16 protein-coding genes are annotated in these 20,798 nt (G+C 58.0%); 10 read left to right on the top strand and 6 right to left on the bottom strand.

Annotated features, from left to right (window positions below):
- Nucleotides 1-36: 36 nt before the first annotated feature.
- Nucleotides 37-288, bottom strand: a complete 252-nt coding sequence (locus tag CA85_RS07810) for a hypothetical protein (RefSeq protein WP_146390743.1) — start codon at nucleotides 286-288, stop codon at nucleotides 37-39.
- 411 nt (nucleotides 289-699) lie between these two features.
- Between CA85_RS07810 and CA85_RS07805 the strand changes: the two genes are divergently transcribed.
- Nucleotides 700-2,496, top strand: coding sequence for a 30S ribosomal protein S1 (locus CA85_RS07805; protein ID WP_146390742.1), 1,797 nt, complete (start codon nucleotides 700-702; stop codon nucleotides 2,494-2,496).
- Nucleotides 2,497-4,086: 1,590 nt separating this feature from the next.
- Here CA85_RS07805 and CA85_RS07800 read toward each other — a convergent pair.
- The gene (locus CA85_RS07800; protein ID WP_246112586.1) at nucleotides 4,087-5,469 is read right to left on the bottom strand and encodes a tetratricopeptide repeat protein; all 1,383 of its coding nucleotides are present in this window, start codon (nucleotides 5,467-5,469) and stop codon (nucleotides 4,087-4,089) included.
- A gap of 291 nt (nucleotides 5,470-5,760) precedes the next feature.
- Between CA85_RS07800 and CA85_RS07795 the strand changes: the two genes are divergently transcribed.
- From CA85_RS07795 to CA85_RS07755, 9 genes are all read left to right on the top strand, one after another.
- A complete protein-coding gene (locus CA85_RS07795; protein WP_146390741.1) occupies nucleotides 5,761-6,603 on the top strand; it encodes an MBL fold metallo-hydrolase in 843 nt (280 codons plus the stop codon).
- A gap of 77 nt (nucleotides 6,604-6,680) precedes the next feature.
- A complete protein-coding gene (locus CA85_RS07790; protein ID WP_146390740.1) occupies nucleotides 6,681-8,468 on the top strand; it encodes a sensor histidine kinase in 1,788 nt (595 codons plus the stop codon).
- Between the two features lie 131 nt (nucleotides 8,469-8,599).
- The gene (locus tag CA85_RS07785; RefSeq protein ID WP_146390739.1) at nucleotides 8,600-9,712 is read left to right on the top strand and encodes a PstS family phosphate ABC transporter substrate-binding protein; all 1,113 of its coding nucleotides are present in this window, start codon (nucleotides 8,600-8,602) and stop codon (nucleotides 9,710-9,712) included.
- A 5-nt stretch (nucleotides 9,713-9,717) separates the two neighbouring features.
- Nucleotides 9,718-10,671 carry a phosphate ABC transporter permease subunit PstC gene (pstC, locus tag CA85_RS07780; RefSeq protein ID WP_246112585.1) on the top strand — a complete coding sequence of 318 codons (954 nt, stop codon included), beginning with the start codon at nucleotides 9,718-9,720 and terminating at the stop codon, nucleotides 10,669-10,671.
- Nucleotides 10,668-11,912 carry a PstA family ABC transporter permease gene (locus tag CA85_RS07775; protein ID WP_146390738.1) on the top strand — a complete coding sequence of 415 codons (1,245 nt, stop codon included), beginning with the start codon at nucleotides 10,668-10,670 and terminating at the stop codon, nucleotides 11,910-11,912. Before pstC ends, CA85_RS07775 begins: the two co-directional genes overlap by 4 nt.
- Nucleotides 11,909-12,802, top strand: a complete 894-nt coding sequence (gene pstB / locus CA85_RS07770) for a phosphate ABC transporter ATP-binding protein PstB (RefSeq protein WP_146390737.1) — start codon at nucleotides 11,909-11,911, stop codon at nucleotides 12,800-12,802. Before CA85_RS07775 ends, pstB begins: the two co-directional genes overlap by 4 nt.
- Before the next feature lie 6 nt (nucleotides 12,803-12,808).
- Nucleotides 12,809-13,459 (top strand): phosphate signaling complex protein PhoU, encoded by a 651-nt coding sequence (gene phoU / locus CA85_RS07765; RefSeq protein WP_146390736.1) that lies wholly within the window; start codon nucleotides 12,809-12,811, stop codon nucleotides 13,457-13,459.
- 72 nt (nucleotides 13,460-13,531) lie between these two features.
- Nucleotides 13,532-14,278 (top strand): response regulator, encoded by a 747-nt coding sequence (locus CA85_RS07760; protein WP_146390735.1) that lies wholly within the window; start codon nucleotides 13,532-13,534, stop codon nucleotides 14,276-14,278.
- A 266-nt stretch (nucleotides 14,279-14,544) separates the two neighbouring features.
- Nucleotides 14,545-16,422 carry an arylsulfatase gene (locus CA85_RS07755; protein ID WP_146390734.1) on the top strand — a complete coding sequence of 626 codons (1,878 nt, stop codon included), beginning with the start codon at nucleotides 14,545-14,547 and terminating at the stop codon, nucleotides 16,420-16,422.
- 40 nt (nucleotides 16,423-16,462) lie between these two features.
- Here CA85_RS07755 and CA85_RS07750 read toward each other — a convergent pair whose 3' ends face one another.
- The 4 genes from CA85_RS07750 to CA85_RS25955 all read right to left on the bottom strand — a co-directional run bounded on the left by CA85_RS07750 (nucleotide 16,463) and on the right by CA85_RS25955 (nucleotide 20,637).
- The gene (locus tag CA85_RS07750; RefSeq protein ID WP_146390733.1) at nucleotides 16,463-16,963 is read right to left on the bottom strand and encodes a Fur family transcriptional regulator; all 501 of its coding nucleotides are present in this window, start codon (nucleotides 16,961-16,963) and stop codon (nucleotides 16,463-16,465) included.
- A 131-nt stretch (nucleotides 16,964-17,094) separates the two neighbouring features.
- Nucleotides 17,095-18,504 (bottom strand): BON domain-containing protein, encoded by a 1,410-nt coding sequence (locus CA85_RS07745; protein ID WP_146390732.1) that lies wholly within the window; start codon nucleotides 18,502-18,504, stop codon nucleotides 17,095-17,097.
- Between the two features lie 272 nt (nucleotides 18,505-18,776).
- Complete coding sequence (locus CA85_RS07740) at nucleotides 18,777-19,400, bottom strand: RNA polymerase sigma factor (RefSeq protein WP_146390731.1); 624 nt, start codon at nucleotides 19,398-19,400, stop codon at nucleotides 18,777-18,779.
- Entirely contained in the window at nucleotides 19,357-20,637 is a 1,281-nt protein-coding gene (locus tag CA85_RS25955) for an A24 family peptidase (protein WP_315852701.1), read from the bottom strand. The genes CA85_RS07740 and CA85_RS25955 overlap by 44 nt, the downstream gene beginning before the upstream one ends.
- Nucleotides 20,638-20,798: the final 161 nt, after the last annotated feature.

The following is a 20,798-nucleotide window of genomic DNA, read 5'->3' as shown; positions in this document are numbered from 1 at the left end:
AGACACCCCCATTCCCGGGGAGCAGAGTCACCCATTTTACTTCGCAGGTGGATTGAGCTCTTGGAGAGATTTCCCCAATCGCTTTTGGGAGGTTCCCTTGCGAGAAACCCGTTTTCGCTTGGTCGTCGTGCTGCTGCCGGAATTAGCGTCCCCGAACAGGGCAGCGACCTCCGGGTTGATTTCGGCTGCATTGTCGGGCGTACCGATCTGCTCGACAGCATCGCTCACGCCGAGCAATACGGATTGGCGGACGCCGTCACGGAGCCAGTCAAAAAAGTTGAAGTTCATGGTTTTTCTCTGCAAAACAGAAGCGTGGGAACCGCTCCCCAGAGGGACCGATCCGCTCGAAATCAGGGTATTTTGACATCATTCTCCCCAGCGGTCCGGGGAGGGTCAGTGCCGTACTCGGATGGGATCCGACATCACGGGCATCTCGCTTTTAGGAAAGCGGAAGGAACGATGTCTAGAGCGCAAGACCGGTCTCGAGCGCAAAACCACGAATCTCTCGAGAGTTTCCCTGACAACGCCGTTGTGACGCTAATAGTTGTTTGGTAGCCTACCCCGCTAGGCGCGGCCTCTAGACGCTGCCTCCCGAAACTGGTCCCTCTTTTAACAACTCCCCTCAACCCCAATCGGGGTGAACCGCCGCGAGCGAATCGGACCGGTGCTCGCTTGCCGCTTCACCCCTGGTATTGATTCATGGTCAACCGCAACCTCATCCGTTCACTTGAAGACGACGATATCCTCGCAGATTTGGCCCTGATGGCTCCGGAGGACGAGGTCGAAGAATGGATGATCGAGAATTTTGCTGCCGAGCAGCAAGATTATAATTCCGGAAATATCGTCGAAGGCCGGATCGTTGAAATCAACGATGAATGGGCACTTGTCGACGTCGGGTTCAAGAGCGAAGGCACCGTGGGCCTCGACGAATGGGGCCCAGAAGAAGAAACACCGAAGGTCGGTGACGTGGTCAAGGTCCTCATCGAAGAGATGGAGGACGAACTCGGCGCCGCCGACGATCCTTACGGCATGATCTCGCTGAGCAAGCGAAAAGCCGAAAAGATCATCGAGTGGGAAGAGATGATGGAAACGGTTGCCGAGGGCCAAGTGGTCACCGGTACCGTGATTCGGAAGATCAAGGGCGGTTTGCTCGTCGATATCGGCGTCAACGTATTCCTCCCGGGCAGCCAAGTGGACATTCGCCGCCCCGGCGACATCGGCGATTTCATTGGCCGGGTCGTCCAAGCCGAAGTGCTCAAAATCGACGACACCCGCCGCAATATCGTCATCAGCCGCCGCAGCCTGATCGAACGGCAGCGTGAAGAAGACCGCACCTACCTGATGCAGGAACTCGAAGTCGGCCAGATCCGCACCGGGATCGTCAAAAACATCGCCGACTTCGGTGCCTTCGTCGACCTCGGCGGCATCGATGGACTGCTGCACATCACCGACATGGCCTGGGAACGCATCGGCCACCCCACCGAAATGGTTTCGATCGATCAAGAAATCGAAGTCAAGGTCCTGCACATCGACCGCGAAAAGCAAAAAATTGCTCTCGGCCTGAAGCAGAAAGACCGCAACCCGTGGGAAAACATCGAGGGCAAGTACCCTGTCGAATCACGGCATCCTGGCGAAGTTGTCAACGTGATGAGCTACGGTGCCTTCGTCAAACTCGAGCCCGGCATCGAAGGTTTGGTCCACATCAGCGAAATGAGCTGGACCAAACGCGTCAATCACCCCAGCGAATTGGTGAACATCGGTGACAACATCGAAGTCATGATTCTCGGCGTCGATCCCGAAGGACAGCAACTGTCCCTCGGCATGAAACAGACCCTGAAGAACCCATGGGACGATGTCCTCGAGAAGTACCCCGAGAGCAAGGACGTCACCGGCAAGGTGCGCAACCTCACCAACTACGGGGCGTTTATCGAACTCGAAGAAGGGATCGATGGATTGCTGCACGTCAGCGACATGTCGTGGACCCGCAAGATCGCTCACCCCAGCGAAGTGCTGGAGAAGGGACAGGAAATCGAATGCCGCATCCTCAGTGTCGACGAGCAACGTCGCCGTATCGCACTGGGTCTGAAGCAACTCGACAACGATCCTTGGGATGGCGATATTCCAGACAAGTATCAACCCGGCCAGTTGGTCAAGGGTGAAGTCACCAAGATCACCAACTTCGGCGTCTTCATCGGCCTCGAAGATGGCCTCGAAGGCCTCCTCCACGTCAGCGAATTGGCGGACCACAAGGTCGAAGACCCTGAAGAAGTCGTCAAAGTCGGCGACTCCATCGAAGTCAAAGTGCTCCGCGTGGACACCGACGAACGCAAAATCGGCCTGTCGCTCAAACGAGTCGGCTGGAGCGAAGAGCAAGAGAAGTCGGCTGCCGCCGCCGAAGCCGCCGAGTCCGGTGTTCCGGCAACACTCGACGAAGGCAGCCTCAAGGGTGGTCTGGGTAGTGCTGGCCCGCTCTTCCCAACCGGCGACGATTCCTAAGCCCGCCCTCGCTTACGGATAACTCCAAAAGGCCCGATCGAACTTTTCGATCGGGCCTTTTCTCATGGCCTCCATCGCCGATCGTCGACCGACGGCTCCGCCCGTCGCGAGCGTTCAGCCGATGTGCGCTTCGCACGAGGCGCACCTCTCTCATCACCAGCCAGGCGCCCTCAAAAGCATCCAACGCCTGCGAGCTGCCCGAGAAACAAATGGCGCATCCACTCGATTTCACCCGGCAAGCGAACCAACAAATCAGCCATCCCGAACTGCTGACCTAACACGGTCTGGGTTGCCGCATACGTCTCGTGCGAAGCGCACATCGACTATGACCGACCGGCAGAGCGGTCGGACGACTATAGAACCCACCAAACACAAGTCCATTGTCGACCGACGGCTCTGCCCGTCGCGAGCGTTCAGCCGAGGTGCGCTTCGCACGAGGCGCACCTCTCTCATCACCAGCCAGGCCCCCTCAAAAGCATCCAACGCCTGCGACCTGCCCGAGAAACAAATAGAGCATCCACTCGACTTCACCCGGCAAGCGAACCGACAAATCAGCCATCCCGAACTGCCGATCTAACGCGGTCTGGGCTACCGCAAACGTCTCGTGCGAAGCGCACATCGACTGTGACCGACCGGCAGAGCGGTCGGACGACTATGGAACCCACCAAACACAAGTCCATTGTCGACCGACGGCTCTGCCCGTCGCGAGCGTTCAGCCGAGGTGCGCTTCGCACGAGGCGCACCTCTCTCATCACCAGCCAGGCCCCCTCAAAAGCATCCAACGCCTGCAGCAGAGCCGTTCCGCCGGCCGTCCAACGCCTGCAACCTGTCCGAAAAATGGAGGAGTATCCACTCGACTTCACCCGGCAAGCGAACCAACAAATCAGCCATCCCGAACTGCTGACCTAACACGCTCTGGGTTGCCGCATACGTCTCGTGCGAAGCGCACATCGACTATGACCGACCGGCAGAGCGGTCGGACGACTATGGTACCTACCAATCGCAAGTCCATTGTCGACCGACGGCTCTGCCCGTCGCGAGCGCTCAGCCGAGGTGCGCTTCGCACGAGGCGCACCTCTCTCATCACCAGCCAGGCCCCCTCAAAAGCATCCAACACCTGCGACCCGCCCGAAGAACAAATAGAGCATCCACTCGACTTCACCCGGCAAGCGAACCGACAAATCAGCCATCCCGGACTGTCGACCTAACGCGGTCTGGGTTGCCGCATACGTCTCGTGCGAAGCGCACATCGACTGTGACCGACCGGCAGAGCGGTCGGACGACTATGGGACCCACCAAACGCAAGCCGATTGTCGACCGACGGCTGTGCCCGTCGCGAGAGCTCAGCCGAGGTGCGCTTCGCACGAGGCGTCCCTCTCTCATCACCAGCCGGGCTCCCTCAATAGCATCCAACGCCTGCGACCTGCTCGACGAACAAATAGAGCATCCACTCGACTTCACACGGCAGGCAAACCAACAAATCAGCCATCCCGAAATGCTAATCTAACGCGCTCTGGGTTGCCGCATACGTCTCGTGCGAAGCGCACATCGACTGCGACCGACCGGCAGAGCGGTCGGACGACTATGGGGCTAGGTTCCGGGGAACTGGAAGCCGCCTGGCAATCCGAACCCGGTAGCCGATGGTGGCGTGCTCGGTGGAGCGGCTGCGGGGCTTGTTTCGGCCTCGCCAGTCGCTTTGTCCCCCGGTGTTGCCGGTGTGGCGGCAGGCATCTGAGTTGGCACGGGCGTGGTTGCCGCGCCACCTGCAGCAGGCGTGCTCGCTGGCGATGCTCCGCCGTCGCTCGGCAACTGGGGAGCCATGTAGCTGCGCGGATCCTGGTAGCTAACGGGTGTCATCGGAGTGCCCGATTTTTGCTGCGGCTTCATTTGCCCGAGCACTTGGGGTGCTTGATTGGACCGATGTGCTGGCGCGGCAGCAACGATGGCGGCAGGTCCAGCAGCGGGACCGACTTCGCCAGGCAGATCTGTTGGTTGGCTCGGCACGCTTGCAGGCGATTGGCCACTGGCGTCCATCTGAGCGAGCATTTCACGCGATCGATCGATCGCCCGTTTGGTCGCGGGATCGGCCGAGGCCTCGTTTTCGTGGGCAAGCGACTGCGTCAACTGCGACTTCGCGTTGGCGATTTGCCCCTTCTTGTAGAACAGGAACGCCATATTGAAGTGAGCGACAGCGGCTTTATTATTTGCTTTCAAGACCTCGAGGGCCTGATCGGTTTTCCCCGACTCAAAATGCACGCTAGCGAGATTATTGGCGTAGCGTGACGTCCCTGGGGCGAGTTCAAGAGCCCGCTGCAGTGTCTGCGCGGCCAGCTCATGCTGCTCCAACTTGCTCAGTGTCAGGCCGAGGTCGTTGTAGAGGGCTGCGTCCTGCGGATTCTGCGAAATGGCTTTCTGGAAGTATTCCGCCGACTCGGGGTAGCGGGATTCGCGAAAGTGCAGGCGAGCGATACTCGTCAGAGCGGGACCGTTTTCCGGGTCACTCTCGAGAGCTTTCGCGTAGCTTTCCATCGCCTTGGAAAGATTTCCGGTCGATTCCCAAAGCTGGCCGTTGGCTACGAAAACATCCGGCTGCAACTGCTCGGGATCACTGTCCGATGCCACGGAATCGTTCTCGCCGGCTGGCTCGCTATCGCGACCGAACCAACTGCCGATCTTGCTGGACGTCTTGGCGACGAGATTTTTCGAAGCCGTCACCGTGCCCGACGCCATCTCGGTGGTCGAGGAAACCAACTGGTTGGGCGTTTCGGCGGCGGTGGTCTCGCTGGGCTCGGCCTTGAATGGGTTCATCGACGCCAGCGACATGGAACGTCCGGCGCACCCGACGGAAGACAGACTGAGCGTCCCGCCAATCAGGAAGGTCGCTAGCAGTTGCCGGCGATATTGGCGGCAGGAACGCTGAACGGGATCGCGGTGTGACCGCGGACCGTGTTGAGAGATGTGTGCGTCATCCATGTTTCACACTTCGTTGAAAACGAGTTATTTTCGATCGGTTGAATCGCTCTATCACCCTCCTCATCGGCAACCGCTCGCGGAATGCTTGACCACCTTTTCCGATTCTTCCTCTTTTTTCACAAAATCCCCCAATCCGGGTTTTGCAAATGGCCCGGGTTGCGACGGACCGGATCAGGGCGTCTCGGCCGCCGGCGACGCATTACGCCATCGCGACGGACCGGTTAAATTACTCCGAGCGTGGCCCGAGCTGCCGTCCCGGAATCGACAACCAGCCGACCTTCCCCTCAAAGCATGACCGACAACGTCCCCCTCTCTTCACACGTCCATGATGGTTTGACCATCGAGGGATACTCTCGCGCCGCAGTGCAAACGTGTTGGCGTGTGAACGAATTGAAGCTGCTGTTCGATGCCGGTGCCCAGCCATGGGATTTCATGGGCACCCCGACGATGTTCATCTCGCACGCGCATTTGGATCATATTGCTGCGTTGCCCGCCTACGTCTCCCGCCGGCGGATGATGAAGATGGACCCGCCGGTGATCTATCTTCCTGATTGCGCCGTCGATCCAGCCTGGAAAATGCTCCAGCACTTTCGCTCGCTCGACCGCGGCGCCATGCCCTGCGAATTGATCGGCTTGCTCGGTGGAGACGAAACCCCAATCGGCCGCGAGATCATCGTCAAGAGCGTCGCGGTCAAGCATACCATCGAAGCCCTTGGTTTCATTGTCTACCAGCGGCGGCACAAGCTCAAAGCGGAGTATCTCACCCTATCGGGCGAGGAGATCCGAGACCTGCGGCAGGCCGGTACTGAGATCACGACGGAAATTCGTGTGCCGCTGTTTGCTTACACCGGCGACACGGCCCCGCAAGGACTCGATGACAATCCGGAATTCTATGATGCCAAAATCCTCGTTAGTGAACTGACCTTCGCAGCTCCCGAACACCGCCGCGCCAAGATTCACAAACACGGTCACATGCACGTGGACGATTACCGCGATCGTCAAGACAAATTCAAGAATGAACTGGTGATCGGATCCCACCTTTCGACTCGCTGCAGCGACGCGCAGATCAAACGCTTCGTTAAAAAAGCGCTTCCGGGCATGCTCAATAACCGCTTAAAGCTATGGTTGCCGTGATACCTCGTGCCCCTCGAGCTGTTTTTTTCACTGCGAGTCTTGGCAGCCACCACTCCCACTGCGCAGACAACTGAGCCATGTGGTCTTCACGGCTGTTCTGGAAAATATTTGCGGTCTACATCGGACTCAGTTTGGCATTAGCCACGGGAGTACTCTATGTGGTCAATGCATCGCAGCGTTACGAACTCAAACATCAAACCGAGCAACGGCTCTATGAGACTGCCATTATCCTGCGCAGCCATATTCGCGACTGTCTCATCGGTGATGCCCCGGCGGGGGATCTGAGCGACCAGCAAGCGCAGCTGCAATCCTTGGTCCAGCGTCTGGCGGATCAAACCCAATTGCGGATCACGATTGTGGACTCCTCCGGCGTGGTCCAGGCGGACTCGGAGCGCAGTCCCCGATTGATGCTCGATCACGGCAATCGTCCGGAACTCATCGAAGCCGCTGACGAGACCATGGGCACCGCGACTCGGCTGAGCCCAACGCTGCGAGTGGAGATGCTCTACGTGGCTCTGAAAACGGAACTCGACGACGGCTCGCATGCATTCGTCCGGGTCGCCGCGCGGATGGATGCGATCAGCGAGCGAATGGCGAACACGCGGCGATATCTGTTAACCTTTACGCTTCTGTTTGGCTTGCTCACGACGGTCATCACCTACCTGCTGATCGGCCGAATCATTCATCCGCTGGCCCTTCTCACCCGGAATGTTCAAGCGATCTCGGACGGCAAATCTCAAGAACTCGCTCGTGTCCATAGCAGCGATGAAGTTGGGACGCTGTCGGCAGCCTTCAACCAGATGCAATCGGAGCTCGCCACCCGTTTCGGCCAACTCCGGGAGCGCAACGAGCAGCTATCGACGGTACTGGGCAATCTGCTCGAAGGCATCATCGCCGTCGATGCCAACGAGAACGTGGTAATGGCCAATGACGCCAGCCGGCGGATGCTCAGTATGCCCGAAGCGGTCGGCCGGCCCCTACTGGAATTGACGCGCTGCCGCCCGCTCCACGATGCCGTGAGGAAGTGCCTGAGTACGGGAGCGACGGTCAAGACTGAGTTTGTTTCCGAGGGTGCCGTCCGGCGGGATCTCGCCTTGCGAGCGACTCGTTTGCCGGGCTACCCATCCCCAGGCGTGCTCGTCGTGCTGCACGACATCTCCGAATTGCGGCGACTCGAGAGTCTCCGTCACCAGTTCGTGGCCAACGTCTCTCACGAACTGAAAACCCCATTGGCATCCATCAAAGCCTACGCCGAAACACTCCGCAACGGCGCCATTCGCGATGAAGAGAACAACCTCATCTTCGTCAACCGAATCGAAGAGCAAGCCGAACGCTTGCACCAGCTGATTGTCGACATGCTGCATATCGCTCGGGTCGAAGCAGGTGAAGAAGCGTTTGATATTACACAGGTGGCTGTGCAGAACGTTGTCGATGCCAGCGTGCGGATGAGCGCCCAGTCAGCGAAGCAAAAAAACATCCGCCTGCTCGTCGAACCACCTCCCGAACGCGTTGTTGTCGTCGCGGATGAGAACGGTTTGCGGACGGTACTCGATAACCTGCTCAGCAATGCCGTTAAATACACTCCGGAAGATGGGAAGGTCACCGTTCGCTGGTCGGTAGAAGATCAGCAATGCATCCTCGAGGTTCAGGACACTGGGATCGGGATCGCGCCGGAGCATCAGAAGCGGATCTTCGAGCGGTTTTACCGGGTAGACGAAGCCCGCTCTCGCGATCTGGGGGGGACTGGATTGGGGCTGTCAATTGTCAAGCATCTTTGCCTTTCCTTTAACGGGTCCGTCGAACTGCAGAGCGTCTGGGGAGAGGGCACTACCTTCCGTGTCAGTTTGCCGGTGGCGGCGGATTAGGCGGGCGCCCCGGCGATTAGTTTCACTCAGCGATCACCGTTTCTTAACGCGTTCTTCATCCTATTGCTTTACGATCTCGCCGTAACTTCAAGGCACAGCACAGCAAAGCAATACGGACCGGAGAACGAACCATGACGCTCAGACGCACCGGCCCGTTGAGGGTTTACCCCCTACCGGCTCTCGCCCTGACGAGTTCTCTCGCCATCCTGATGTTTCTCGGTGGTTGCCGCGATCGCTCTGAACGAGCCCCTCTGGATGATGCGCTGGCAACGGACGCGTTGGCCAGTGAAGTGAAGGATATCGAGGGGTCGATCAGCATCGATGGTTCGAGCACGGTCGCCCCAATCAGTACGGCAGCGGCCGAAGCGTTTGAAAAGGAGTTTCGCAACGTCCGGGTGACTGTCGCGATTTCAGGCACCGGTGGTGGCTTCGGTCGCTTTGCCCTCGGCGAGACCGATATTTCCGATGCATCGCGTCCGATCAAACCCGATGAGCTGGCTGTCTGTCGCGAGAACGGTGTCCGCTTTGTGGAGTTGCCGATCGCTTACGATGGACTCTCCATCGTCGTCAACAAAGAAAACAACTTTGTCGACTCCCTGACCATTGACCAACTTAAAATGATCTTTCTGGAAGAGGGCGGGGCGAAAACATGGCAAGACGTCAATCCAGACTGGCCTGACACTGAAATCAAGATCTATGCCCCCGGGACAGATTCAGGAACGTTTGACTATTTCTTTGGCGACGTGGTCGCCAAAAATGAAGAGATGGAGCATCCCCGAGACGACATGTCCGTGAGTGAAGATGACAATAATCTCGTCAATGGTGTCGCCGGTGAGAAAGGCGCAATTGGGTTCTTCGGCGCCTCGTATTACTTCACCAACCAAGACAAAATCAAAGCAGTCAAGATTGTCAATCCAGAAACCGGTGAGGCCGTCGCGCCGACATCCGAAACGATCGAAGATGGCAGCTACGCTCCATTTGGTCGTCCATTGTTCCTGTACATCAATGTCGCCTCGCTGAAGCGGCCGGAAGTGAAGCAGTTCCTCAAGTTCTATCTAGCGAACGCCGGTAATCTCGCCGAGCAGGTCAACTACGTGGCCCTGACTGATGAGATCTATGAGCGAGGAACCGAGCATGTTGAGAATCGGCTCGCGGGAGTCCATTTCCTCAACGAGACAATGGAAAAACAGACAGGCACTCTTTCTGAGCTCTATCGTACCGACAACCTCGTTGGCGCGGAGTAACCCTCTTGTCCATCGGCATCTCTGCAAACGACATCTCGCATCTCGTTCATCAGCCATCGCGGCGTCGGTCGCGTGCCGCAGCCCGGTTCCGTGACCGCTGCGTTCGAGGCATTTTGTTCGCCTGTTCCGCGTTATCGGTATTCATTACTTTCACGATTATCGTTGTGCTGCTGCGGGAATCGATTCGATTCTTCGGGCTCGATGGCGTCGACTTCTCTAATTTCATCAGCGGCACGAAATGGTCGCCTTTGATTGGAGGCGAGATCGGGGTCTGGCCGCTTATCTGCGGAACGCTGCTCGTAACGGGGATTGCGATGCTGGTCGCTCTGCCGCTCGGGATGGTCACAGCGATTTACCTGAGCGAGTACGCATCGAGTCGTTTGCGATCGATTCTAAAACCAACCCTGGAGGTATTGGCGGGCGTTCCCACGGTGGTCTATGGCTACTTTGCCCTGATGGTGATCACTCCCGGACTGAAGTTCTTTCATGAAGGTTTCAATATTTACAACGCGTTGAGCGCCGGGATCGCGGTGGGGATTCTCTGCTTGCCGACGGTCTGCTCACTTGCCGAGGATGCACTGCGAGCGGTGCCGCGTAGCCTTCGAGACGCCGCCTACGGTTTAGGCGCAACTCGCTTCGATGTTTCGACAACCGTGGTGGTTCCCGCCGCTCTCTCGGGCATTGTTTCTGCTTGCTTGTTATCTATTTCCCGAGCGATCGGTGAAACCATGATCGTCGCCTTGGCAGCGGGAGCCACCGCTCGCATGACGCTCGACCCACGTCAAGAAGTACAAACCATGACCGGATGGATCGTGCAGATGTGTTTGGGCGACGCTAGCCATCAAGGCATGGGGTACTTTTCCATGTATGCGGTCGCCGCGGTGCTCTTCTTAATGACGTTTACCTTGACCGTCATCGGGTCGCTGGTGCGAAACCGATTTCGGGAGGAGTACCAATGAGCTTTCTTCGCGAGGATCCCATGCCATCGGCAATGATCCCAGGGCCATCTGCCGAACCGCCCCGAGCGAGCGAGTCACAGCATCGCTCACTCTCCCGGCGTCACCGTATCGATCGGCTATTCGTGTACTTCTGCATGTTCACGGCATTCGCTTCGATCGTGATCCTAGCCGTGCTGCTGGGGTCGATCCTGTACGCAGGGTTGCCTGGCATGAATTGGCAGTTTCTCCGATCGGCACCGAGTTCGGTGGCTTCGGAGGCAGGGATCCAGCCAGCCATGTTTGGTTCCATCTGGGTGTGCGGCGTCTGCGGACTCTTCGCTCTCCCCATCGGCGTAGCGACGGCGGTCTTCTTGGAAGAGTTTCCTGCCCGGGGTAAGTTCGCCAGGATGTTTCAGAGCTTCGTGCAATTGAACATCAGCAACCTGGCGAGTGTTCCCTCCGTTGTGTACGGGATGCTCGGCCTGACGGTCTTTGCGGGAATGTTCGGCCTCACCGGGAGTGCCCATCAACCCATTTTTGAAGTCGGTGCCGACCACTACCACCAATTCCTCAGCGAGGGAGACCGCATCCTGCGTGTTCCCGTGCCCGACCGGCAAGCTGCCGCGACTGTCGTGAAATCTCCGATGACCGCATTGACGAGCGCCGGTGCCTCCGTCGAGGTCAACGTGATCGGACCACGAGAGTTGCTACCGAAGTCTCCGGAACTGCGCGCTGTCACGCTGCGAACGGATGCGGAGTCCGGGATCATCAGCGACAAAGCCTGGTACTACTTCCGCTTTCCGTTCGGTCGCGGAGTGTTGACCGGCGGGCTGACTTTAATGCTTGTTGTCTTGCCTGTTGTGATCATTGCCGCGCAAGAAGCGCTCCGCGGCGTCCCAGAATCACTGCGAGAAGCGTCGTTGGGAATCGGTGCCACACGTTGGCAGACCGTTCAAAACGTCACGCTTCCCTGCGCCATCCCAGGGATCATGACAGGATCGATTCTCGCGATGAGCCGCGCGATCGGGGAGGCAGCTCCCATTCTCATTATCTGCGGGATTATCTATGTCGGATCGAGCCCTGCAAATTTGATGGATGATTTTTCGGTCATGCCGTTGCAGATTTTCAATTGGGCTTCCCAACCTCAGCAGGAATTCCATGCAGTCGCTGCCCAGGGAATCATCGTGCTGTTAGGAATCCTACTCTCGTTCAACGCCATCGCCGTGTTCATTCGCCAAACCACACAGAAGTCACTGTCATGACCTTCACCAAGACAAAACAGGCTCCGGCAGAAACATTGAAACCTGAACGCATCCCAGCCGCAGATCCACCAGCGGCGCTGCAGCCGACAGGGGCTCGGAATCCGTTGTCAGAACCATCCCGGCCGGAGTCATCTCCCCCCATCGCTATCTCCTTCGACAGTTTCAATGCGTTCTATGGCGACTATCAGGCGATCGATCAAATCAACCTGCAAATCCCGTCGAAACAGGTAACTGGGTTTATCGGCCCGAGTGGCTGCGGCAAGACGACGTTGTTGCGGTGGATCAATCGCATGAACGACATTGTCCCGACTGCTCGGTCGACGGGACAATTGCACCTGCACGACCTCGACGTATTGGCGTCGAGCACGGATGTCGTGGAACTTCGCCGCCGCGTCGGAATTGTCTTTCAGAAACCGAACCCATTTCCCAAGTCCATCTACGACAACGTTGCCTACGGCGCGCGGCTGCATCTGAAGCTAACACGAACAGAGCTGGATGCTTTGGTGGAGTGGTCCCTACGCAAGGCAGCGGTGTGGAGCGAGGTCAAAGATCGGCTTCATAAACCAGCCCTGGGTCTCAGCGGAGGGCAGCAACAACGAGTCTGCATTGCCCGCACGATCGCGACAGGCCCTGAGGTGCTGTTAATGGATGAGCCCTGCTCAGCTCTCGACCCCATCTCGACGAGCGCGATCGAAGACCTCATCTTCGAATTGCGTCAACAGTTCACGATCGTGATCGTGACGCACAACATGCAGCAAGCGTCGCGAGTCTCCGACATGACAGCATTCTTTTATCAGGGGAAGGTTGTTGAATTCGGCACGACCGACCAAGTCTTTACCTGCCCCACGGAAAAGCAAACCGAAGACTACGTCACCGGTAAGTTTGGATAATTTAGGATGACCAAACATCTCGATCGGGACATGGATCGACTGCACCGTGATATTTTGTCGCTATGCACGATTGTCGAAGACATGATTGGCAAAGCTGCCATGGCCTTGCGCGACGGTAGGCTCGAACTCTGCGACGAGGTGACGGCGGAGGATGAAACCGTCGACCGCTTTGAGGTAGCGATCGAAGAAGAATGTTTAAAGATGCTGGCACTGCACCATCCGGTTGCTGTCGATCTCCGCCGCATTGCAACTGTCGTGAAAGTGAATAATGACCTGGAGAGGATCGCCGACTTAGCGGTCAATATCGCCGATCGAGCTCGGGGTGTACGCGAGTATCCAGAGTTCAAGATTCCCAAGGCGGTCGATCCCATGGTCGCCCATGTGCGCAGTATGGTACGGGGCGCGCTAGACGCTTTCGTGCACCTCGACACCGCTGCCGCCCGTGAGGTCATTCAACGAGACAATATCGTCGACGAACTCAATGAACACCTGATCGAACTGTTGCAAAACTCGATGCAGACGCGGAGCCAATGGGTGGTGCCCGGCCTGCATTGCTTTTCCGCCATCCGACACCTTGCGAGAATCGGTGATCTGGCGACCAATATCGCCGAAGATGCGATTTACTTGGTCGACGGCGAGATCGTCCGCCATCGCTGATTTTCGCTCTCCAGCGATTCCGATAGAATTAAGAATGCGACTCATCCATCTGCCACAGCCCAATCCAATCCCATGCCGAAACCAACCGTTTTATTGATCGAAGACGATTTCTCCTTGGCTGAAATTGTCACGTACAACCTACAGCGTGAGGGATATGAAGTTGTTCTTGCTACCGATGGAGAAGAGGGGCTCCGACAAGCAAAGCTGAAACTCCCCGGGGTCATCATTCTCGATTTGATGTTGCCCGTTCTCGACGGATTGGAAGTCTGCCGGCGACTTCGCGCCGATTCAGCAACTACCAACATCCGAGTGCTGATGTTGACAGCCAAGGCTGAGGAAACGGATCAGTTGATTGGGTTTTCCCTGGGCGCCGATGACTATGTGACGAAACCGTTCAGCGTGAAAGTGCTGATGGAGCGTGTCAAAGCGTTATGCCGACGAGAATCCCAGCCTCCCGGCGAGGCAATGATCGAGAGCCAAGGGATCTGTATCGACCCCATCCGGTATATCGTCACGATCAATGGCACACCCGTTCGTCTGACGCGCAGTGAGTTTCGTTTGCTGGAGTCGTTGATCCGGCAACCGGGGCGTGTATTCAGTCGCTTTGAATTGATCGATGCGGCCCTTGGTGACGATACCCTCGTGCTCGAACGGACGATCGATGTCCACGTGCGGTCTCTGCGCAAGAAAATGGGCGATAGCGCCCATCTCATCGAAACGGTTCGCGGTGTGGGGTACAACTTTCGCGATCCCTCGAAACCATCCTCACAGGGTGATGAGCAGCGAGACGCTAGCTGCGCCGAGTCCGCTGATTCTTGAAGATTCTCGCTGCTTGACGCCTCCGTTCTGAGCTTGGCGAGGGACACATCGCGTGTTCTGAACTTTGTTTGTAGCAGAGGATCGCCAACGCTATACTGCGACGTCCGCAAGAACTTCAACGCATCCCGGGCGACGTGCTGATGTGGCAGGGCAATCGCCTGAAGGTGTTCACGTGAGACTGTGAAGCGGTCGTGGACAATAGCCTGCGGTTATTGAGTACCCTAGCTAACCGATTGCACTCGCCCAACCTGGAATAGAGTCCCCGCATGATTCCGCTATCTGCCCAACCGAACCGTGCGACGGGGTGGACCGACTGCCGCCGTCGCGGCCCGCGTCCAGTACGACATCGATTGACAACTCTCGTACTGGCGAGCTTCGCAATCCTGTTGCCGCCAACGATTGAGTCCACATCCCTTCACGCTGAATCGAGCGCATCTCCCAATGTCATTGTGATCCTTGCCGATGACCAAGGTTGGGGCGATTTGAGTTTGCACGGGAACCCGAATCTGTCGACTCCGAGGATTGACTCTTTAGCTCGTGATGGAGCCCAGCTCGAAAACTTTTATGTGTGTGCGGTGTGCTCACCCACACGAGCGGAGTTCTTGACGGGGCGCTACCACACGCGGATGGGCGTCTACAGCACGTCGTCGGGCGGGGAGCGGTTCGACGCCGATGAGCGAACGATTGCCGACCTCTTCGACGAGGCGGGATATGCCACGGCCGCCTATGGCAAATGGCATAGCGGGATGCAGTGGCCCTATCACCCCAACGCTCGCGGGTTCGAAGACTACTACGGGTTCTGTAGCGGTCACTGGGGCAACTACTTTGATCCGATGCTCGAACACAATGGCCGCATTGTTCAGGGGAATGGGTTCCTTCCTGATGACTTGACTCAACGTACGATCGACTTCATCGGCAACCATCGTGACCGCCCCTTTTTCGTGTACTTGGCGTTAAATACACCGCATTCACCGATGCAGGTTCCGCAGGCCTATTGGGACCGGTTCGCCGACCGGGAAATCGTCCCCGATCCTGTGGCCGCCAACGCCGAACGTCAAGACGACGCGCACACCCGTGCGGCCTTGGCGATGTGTGAGAACATCGACGACAACGTGGGTCGGCTGCTGGACCATCTCGACGAGACGGGACAGGCCGAGGATACCATCATCGTCTATTTCAGCGACAACGGCCCCAACGGCTGGCGGTACAACGGCGGTATGCGAGGTCGCAAGGGCGCGACAACCGAAGGTGGTTTGCGGTCGCCCTGTTTGATTCGCTATCCGAACGGCATCGCAACTGGGACGAAGGTCCAGCCGATCTGTGCGGCCATTGACCTGCTACCAACCCTCAGTGAATTCGCGGGAATCAACTGGCGGGCTGAGCAGTTGCCGGGCAAACCAGTCGATGGCGTTTCGCTGGTGGATCGATTAACGGGAGCCGCGGTCGAAGCCTCCGCTTCATCCCGGTTGCTGTTTAGCTACTGGCGCAATCGGTTAACCGTCCGATCCGAACGTTTCCGCTATCACAGTGATGGCAGGCTGTTCGACATTGCCGAAGAGCGGGGCGAGACAACCGATCTGCGCGATAGCCACCCCTCGATCGCCAAGCGGTTGGACAAACAGTTGACCGCGTGGAAGGCGAGTTGGCCGGAAACAGGTGACGAAATCAATCGACCTTTCCCAATCGGGCATCCCGAGGCGACCTGGACCCAGCTGCCCGCCCGAGATGCCGAATTTCGTGGCACGATCGAGCGTAGCAATCGCTTTCCCAACTGCACCTACCTGAAGAACTGGACAGACACCGACAGTGAGATCACTTGGGACGTCGACGTGCTCGGTTCGGGCAGCTACGAGGTGCAGATGTACTACGCGTGCCCCAGCCAAGAACTTGGGTCGACTGTCGAACTATCACTCGGGGAACAATCGATCCTTGCAAAGATCGAGCGTGCCGTGGAAAGTCCACTTATCGGGGCGGAAGAAGATCGCGTGCCACGTCAGGAATCCTACGTCCGCCGCTGGGAACCGATGACACTCGGCGTGATCGAATTGACACCCGGACGAGCGAAACTTCGCTTGCGGGCAAAGAAAGTGGTGGGCGCGCAGGTGGCTGAGATGCGTCTACTGATGTTTCGCAGATTGGAATGAAGCGAACCCTCCCCGGGGGAGGATCGTGCGTACCTACGGATCAGACCAAATCCTGTTTGCGTTTGGTGCGTCGGCTACCGGTGCAGTCGCGGCAGGTTCCGTGCACGATCAAGCGGTGGCCGGTAACGCGAAATCCGTGCTCTGCGGCGACATTGTTGCGGATTTCCATCAGCGGTTCACTGCGGAATTCGATCAGTTTTCGGCACCGGGTGCAGTACAGGTGGTCGTGTTCGGGATACCCGTAATCGAGCTCGTAGACGGTTCGACCATCGAGCTGGAAGCTGTTGAGCAGCCCCGCGTCGACGAATTCACGCAGCGATCGGTAGACGGTCGCGGGGCTGACGTAGTCGGGCTGACCTTTGCGTGGCAGTTTCTCGATCAACTCATCCGCATCGAAGTGGGAATGTTGCGAAAAGATATTCTCAACGAGAAACTTTCGAGGCTTGGTTTGGCGCTGGCCCCGGCTCTGCAAATACTCCTCAAATCGCTGCTGGGGAGTGAGGGCGACATCGAGGCGTTCGAGAGATTCGGCGCTGGACATGGGGGATCGTTGCAGAAGATTCAGAAAAGAAGGAGCATTTCGTAGAATAACAAAAAAAAGGCTCGATGCCTCTAAGAAAGAAGCATCGAGCCTAAGTTGCGTTGGTTTTTCGCGATTTTCTCCGCGGACGATTATTTGTCCGTGAAGTCCAGGAACCACCAGCCGTCGTCCCATTCGAGGCTCACCTTACGCCATCCCAATGGGACTTGTGGGTAGGGATAGAACGGTCCGATGAATGGGAACGCCGAAGGGCTGTACTGTTGCGGATAGGAAACAGCCGCATAGTTGCTGTTGGCGGCGTAACCAGGCCAAGCGTAGTTGGGCAGGTTCGGCGAATCGTAGCGGGGAGCACCCGCTGGAGCGGCAGCAGCCATCGGCACGGGTTGCCCCATCATCGGGGCACCGCCGGAGTACTGGCCATTGGCGGGACCGCCGTAGGTGTTGCCGGTCGGTCCGTGATTGACGATGCTGCCGGGCACGACCCGCTCACCGTTGATCACCTGTGGGTTCCCGTAGGATGCCGCCTGGGCAGGCACGCCGCCTCGCATACGCATTTGAGCCTGCATGGCTTGCATTTGCTGTTGCCGCTGCATTTGCTGCTGCGGAGTCATCTGACCCGGCATTTGCCCTGGCATCGGACGTTGCATCGCTGAGCTTGGCGGCAGCGGTTGCAATCCACCCGACGAAGCCATTTGCTGCGTGTTGGTGCGGTGTGTGGCCGGTTGCACGCGTGTCGAATCGACAGCACCGTTACCCTGAATCTCGATGTGATTGCGAACGCCGCGTGCCCCCGGAGCGTGCTCCGCCACCTTGGCGATGAACTGACTTTGCTCCTGCGATGCCGCATGCCCTTTGAGTTCGATCATGCCGTTGGAAACGTTGACGTCCACGCCAAAGTTCTTGATATAACCTTCGGTTTGAGCGCGTCCGATCGCACGCACGACAGCTTGAGTGAGCTGCTCGTCTACCATCGAGGATTGCTGCGAATCGCCAGCCGGTGCGGGCATTGGCAGATTCAGTTCCGCCCCTTCGTAAGCGGCAGTCGGCTGAACCGTGCCCGGCACAACTTCCTGGCCTTTCTTCGGCACGAGCTCACCCGATTCCGCGGGGCTGGCGAGTGCATGGGCGAAGTCGAAACCGCTCTTATCCTGCTTCGCGAGGGCGGCCTGGGGAGCTTCCTCAGCAGCAGTTTCGACTGGTTTGGCAGCCGATTTCGAGCGATAGATCTTCGCCGGTTTGGAAGCGGCGACCTGGGCAGCCGCGACTTCGAGTTCATCGACCACGTCGCGGATCCCTTCAATGCCCTCGGAGGCATCCAAGACGAGTTTCCGCTGTTGATCGCCCACGACCTTTCCGCGGAAGAGCACGACGCCCTCGTCGACCTTCATATCCAGCGAAAAGTCTTTCAGTTCACCGGCGTCGCGGCTTTGCTTGAGTCGTTCCATGATCGACTGCGCGATCTCTTGGTCACCACCATAAACCTGAGCAGGGCCCAGGGTGGCAACGGCAGCCATCGCCAGTCCAAAATATTTGCGTCGCATTGAAATGCCTCCCTACGGCCCTATTTAGTATTGTCCGCACGGTCTTGGACCCATCATTTTCGACGAAAGACGTCCGATCATGATGCGGAGATTGCGAGGATCGCCAACCGGTCCAAACGGTGCTACTGACTGTTTCGGTTGTGCGGGGGTGGCATCGGCAGGTTTTTTCGGATTTTGTCGGTAAATCCAGCTTGACGTACCGCGAAGCGTTTTCTTTGGACGTGTTCGGCAGGAGATTTTTCACCGCGAAACAACTCCTCGACAGGTGCCGCTTAGTTCTCGCCGGCCCCGCCACCATCCTCTTCCACGGCCGACCGCAACTCCTCGAGCGAGATTCGCAGCTGCTTGCGGGCCCGATTGAGGCGACTGCGCACGGTCCCGATCGAGAGATCAAGTATCTCTGCGATCTCGTCATAAGAGGCGTCGTTCATTTCCCGCAGCACGAGGATCCCACGATGCTGCTCACTGAGACCGCTGAGGGCCGCCTGCACCAAACTCACTTCATCTTGGCGGATCATGTTGGCATCGACCGCCTCACCGCGATCGACGACGTCATTGCCGAGTTCCTCACGCTGAGTATCGAGTGAGATTTTGACGCGTTTGCGTCGTTTTCTCGATAATGCGATGTTGAACGCCACGCGGTACAGCCAGGTGAAGAACTGGCTATTTTGTTGGAACGTGTCCAATTTCAGAAATGCCCGGATGAATGCCTCCTGAGTCACTTCCTCTGCGTCGTGAACCGAACCGGTGACGTGCGTCATCGCATGGAACAGCCGATCTTGGTGCTGAAGAACAAGCGATTCAAACGCCTGTTCCTCGCCCGCCAACGCTCGGCGAATCAAGTCGATTTCCTCACTCTCGGTCAATTCGCTGCTCGATACCTGGTGATGGGTCATGGGGTGGAGGGGCGTGGTCCCATTTTAGCGGGTCACGCAACCAAAGTGGAATCAGAAGCGTCCCTAAACCATACGCCATGATCAGGCCCGGCGATGAGTGTTCTCCCGGCCACCACCCCGATTGTGACAGCGACCGCCACAGCACAATCTGGCAAGTCAGTACAACCGGTAAACACACAGCCAATCTCGCCAACGCGTTGTGTCGATCGGCCACCGCGACGTCCTGCTCAATGATCCGGCCCCACAGCCACGCCAGCCCGGATGCGGCGACCAGCACGCCGCTGGTCGCCTGCCAACCCACCATCAGCGAAACCACCGCGATGAGCAGCGTCAGATCGATCAGCCGACCGGTTTGTTCCCCCATCGGGTCGAGCTTCAGGTCAGCGTGCGGACAGCATGCCCTAGCCAACACCCGGGCAAAAAATGCGGCCGCAGCCAACGCCGTCAACAGCCGCATCAGCGCGTTGGTCACCATCGCCGAATCGAACGTCCATTGCCCCGACTGCAGCCAATCCGCTGGCGGCCAATCCGTCGGCACCGTCATCTGCCAAGGCACAATCCCCAAGGATGGACACAACAACTGCCCGCCCATCAACCAAACCGCAGCAAAGATCACCAGCGGGCTGGGAATGCGATTGCCGTCGTAGCGAATCAATCCCATCGCCCAGGCAACCGAAAGCCCCACCAGATGATAAATCGCAGTCAAGAGCTGGGTGCCGCTGACCCGTGGTGAGTCCATCGACCAGCGAAACGGGGTCGATTGAAACGGCAGGTTCCACCCATACAGCTCAACCGTGCCGACCAGGGCAAAGGTCACCGCCAGACAGGCCTCGACGATGGGATAGCGTGGGGAGATCGGCAGTCGACAATCCCGACAACGCCCTCCCAACCACAACCATCCAAAGACCGGAACATTGTCGCGGACGCGTAGAGTATTGCGACAGCGCGGACAAAACGAGTGTCCGCCCACCCCGAGCCCTTGAGGCAGTCGCCACACGACCACGTTCAGAAAACTACCCACGCTCGCACCGCAAGCGGCAAAGAACGTGAATACCACCACTTCGTTAATCCGTGGCAGAAGTGCATCCTGAAAGGCTCCTTGCCAGCGTCCCGTTGCTGGCAATCGCCCGGTCGACACCGCCCACGCAGTCGCGACCACATACAGGGCCGTAACGGCGAAATAGGTCGCTAGAATGAGTGCGGCGAGGTCGCGATAAGGATGGCGGCGGCGAGACAAGCGTCGTGGTTCCGATGGACGTGATCGTGGACTCCCCAACTCAGGACGCCCCCAGGATAATTCATCCGCGATATCGTGACGCGAAGGGCTTTGTTTGTCGAGGACATCGAGTCCAGCCGGGCGGTTGCCCCGTGACCGCCTAACAAGAAACGATTCATCCC

The sequence above is a fragment of the Allorhodopirellula solitaria genome, from assembly GCF_007859855.1.
Lineage (GTDB): Bacteria > Planctomycetota > Planctomycetia > Pirellulales > Pirellulaceae > Rhodopirellula > Rhodopirellula solitaria.
Note: the sequence above shows the minus strand (reverse complement) of the source record. Positions and strands in the feature narration are given on the sequence as shown.

What these genes read in the sequence shown, in the direction of transcription:
- CA85_RS07810 (WP_146390743.1), bottom strand. Translation starts at nt 288, where the DNA reads ATGAACTTCAACTTTTTTGACTGGCTCCGTGACGGCGTCCGCCAATCC.
- CA85_RS07805 (WP_146390742.1), top strand. Translation starts at nt 700, where the DNA reads ATGGTCAACCGCAACCTCATCCGTTCACTTGAAGACGACGATATCCTC.
- CA85_RS07800 (WP_246112586.1), bottom strand. Translation starts at nt 5,469, where the DNA reads ATGGATGACGCACACATCTCTCAACACGGTCCGCGGTCACACCGCGAT.
- CA85_RS07795 (WP_146390741.1), top strand. Translation starts at nt 5,761, where the DNA reads ATGACCGACAACGTCCCCCTCTCTTCACACGTCCATGATGGTTTGACC.
- CA85_RS07790 (WP_146390740.1), top strand. Translation starts at nt 6,681, where the DNA reads ATGTGGTCTTCACGGCTGTTCTGGAAAATATTTGCGGTCTACATCGGA.
- CA85_RS07785 (WP_146390739.1), top strand. Translation starts at nt 8,600, where the DNA reads ATGACGCTCAGACGCACCGGCCCGTTGAGGGTTTACCCCCTACCGGCT.
- CA85_RS07775 (WP_146390738.1), top strand. Translation starts at nt 10,668, where the DNA reads ATGAGCTTTCTTCGCGAGGATCCCATGCCATCGGCAATGATCCCAGGG.
- pstB (WP_146390737.1), top strand. Translation starts at nt 11,909, where the DNA reads ATGACCTTCACCAAGACAAAACAGGCTCCGGCAGAAACATTGAAACCT.
- phoU (WP_146390736.1), top strand. Translation starts at nt 12,809, where the DNA reads ATGACCAAACATCTCGATCGGGACATGGATCGACTGCACCGTGATATT.
- CA85_RS07760 (WP_146390735.1), top strand. Translation starts at nt 13,532, where the DNA reads ATGCCGAAACCAACCGTTTTATTGATCGAAGACGATTTCTCCTTGGCT.
- CA85_RS07755 (WP_146390734.1), top strand. Translation starts at nt 14,545, where the DNA reads ATGATTCCGCTATCTGCCCAACCGAACCGTGCGACGGGGTGGACCGAC.
- CA85_RS07750 (WP_146390733.1), bottom strand. Translation starts at nt 16,963, where the DNA reads ATGTCCAGCGCCGAATCTCTCGAACGCCTCGATGTCGCCCTCACTCCC.
- CA85_RS07745 (WP_146390732.1), bottom strand. Translation starts at nt 18,504, where the DNA reads ATGCGACGCAAATATTTTGGACTGGCGATGGCTGCCGTTGCCACCCTG.
- CA85_RS07740 (WP_146390731.1), bottom strand. Translation starts at nt 19,400, where the DNA reads ATGACCCATCACCAGGTATCGAGCAGCGAATTGACCGAGAGTGAGGAA.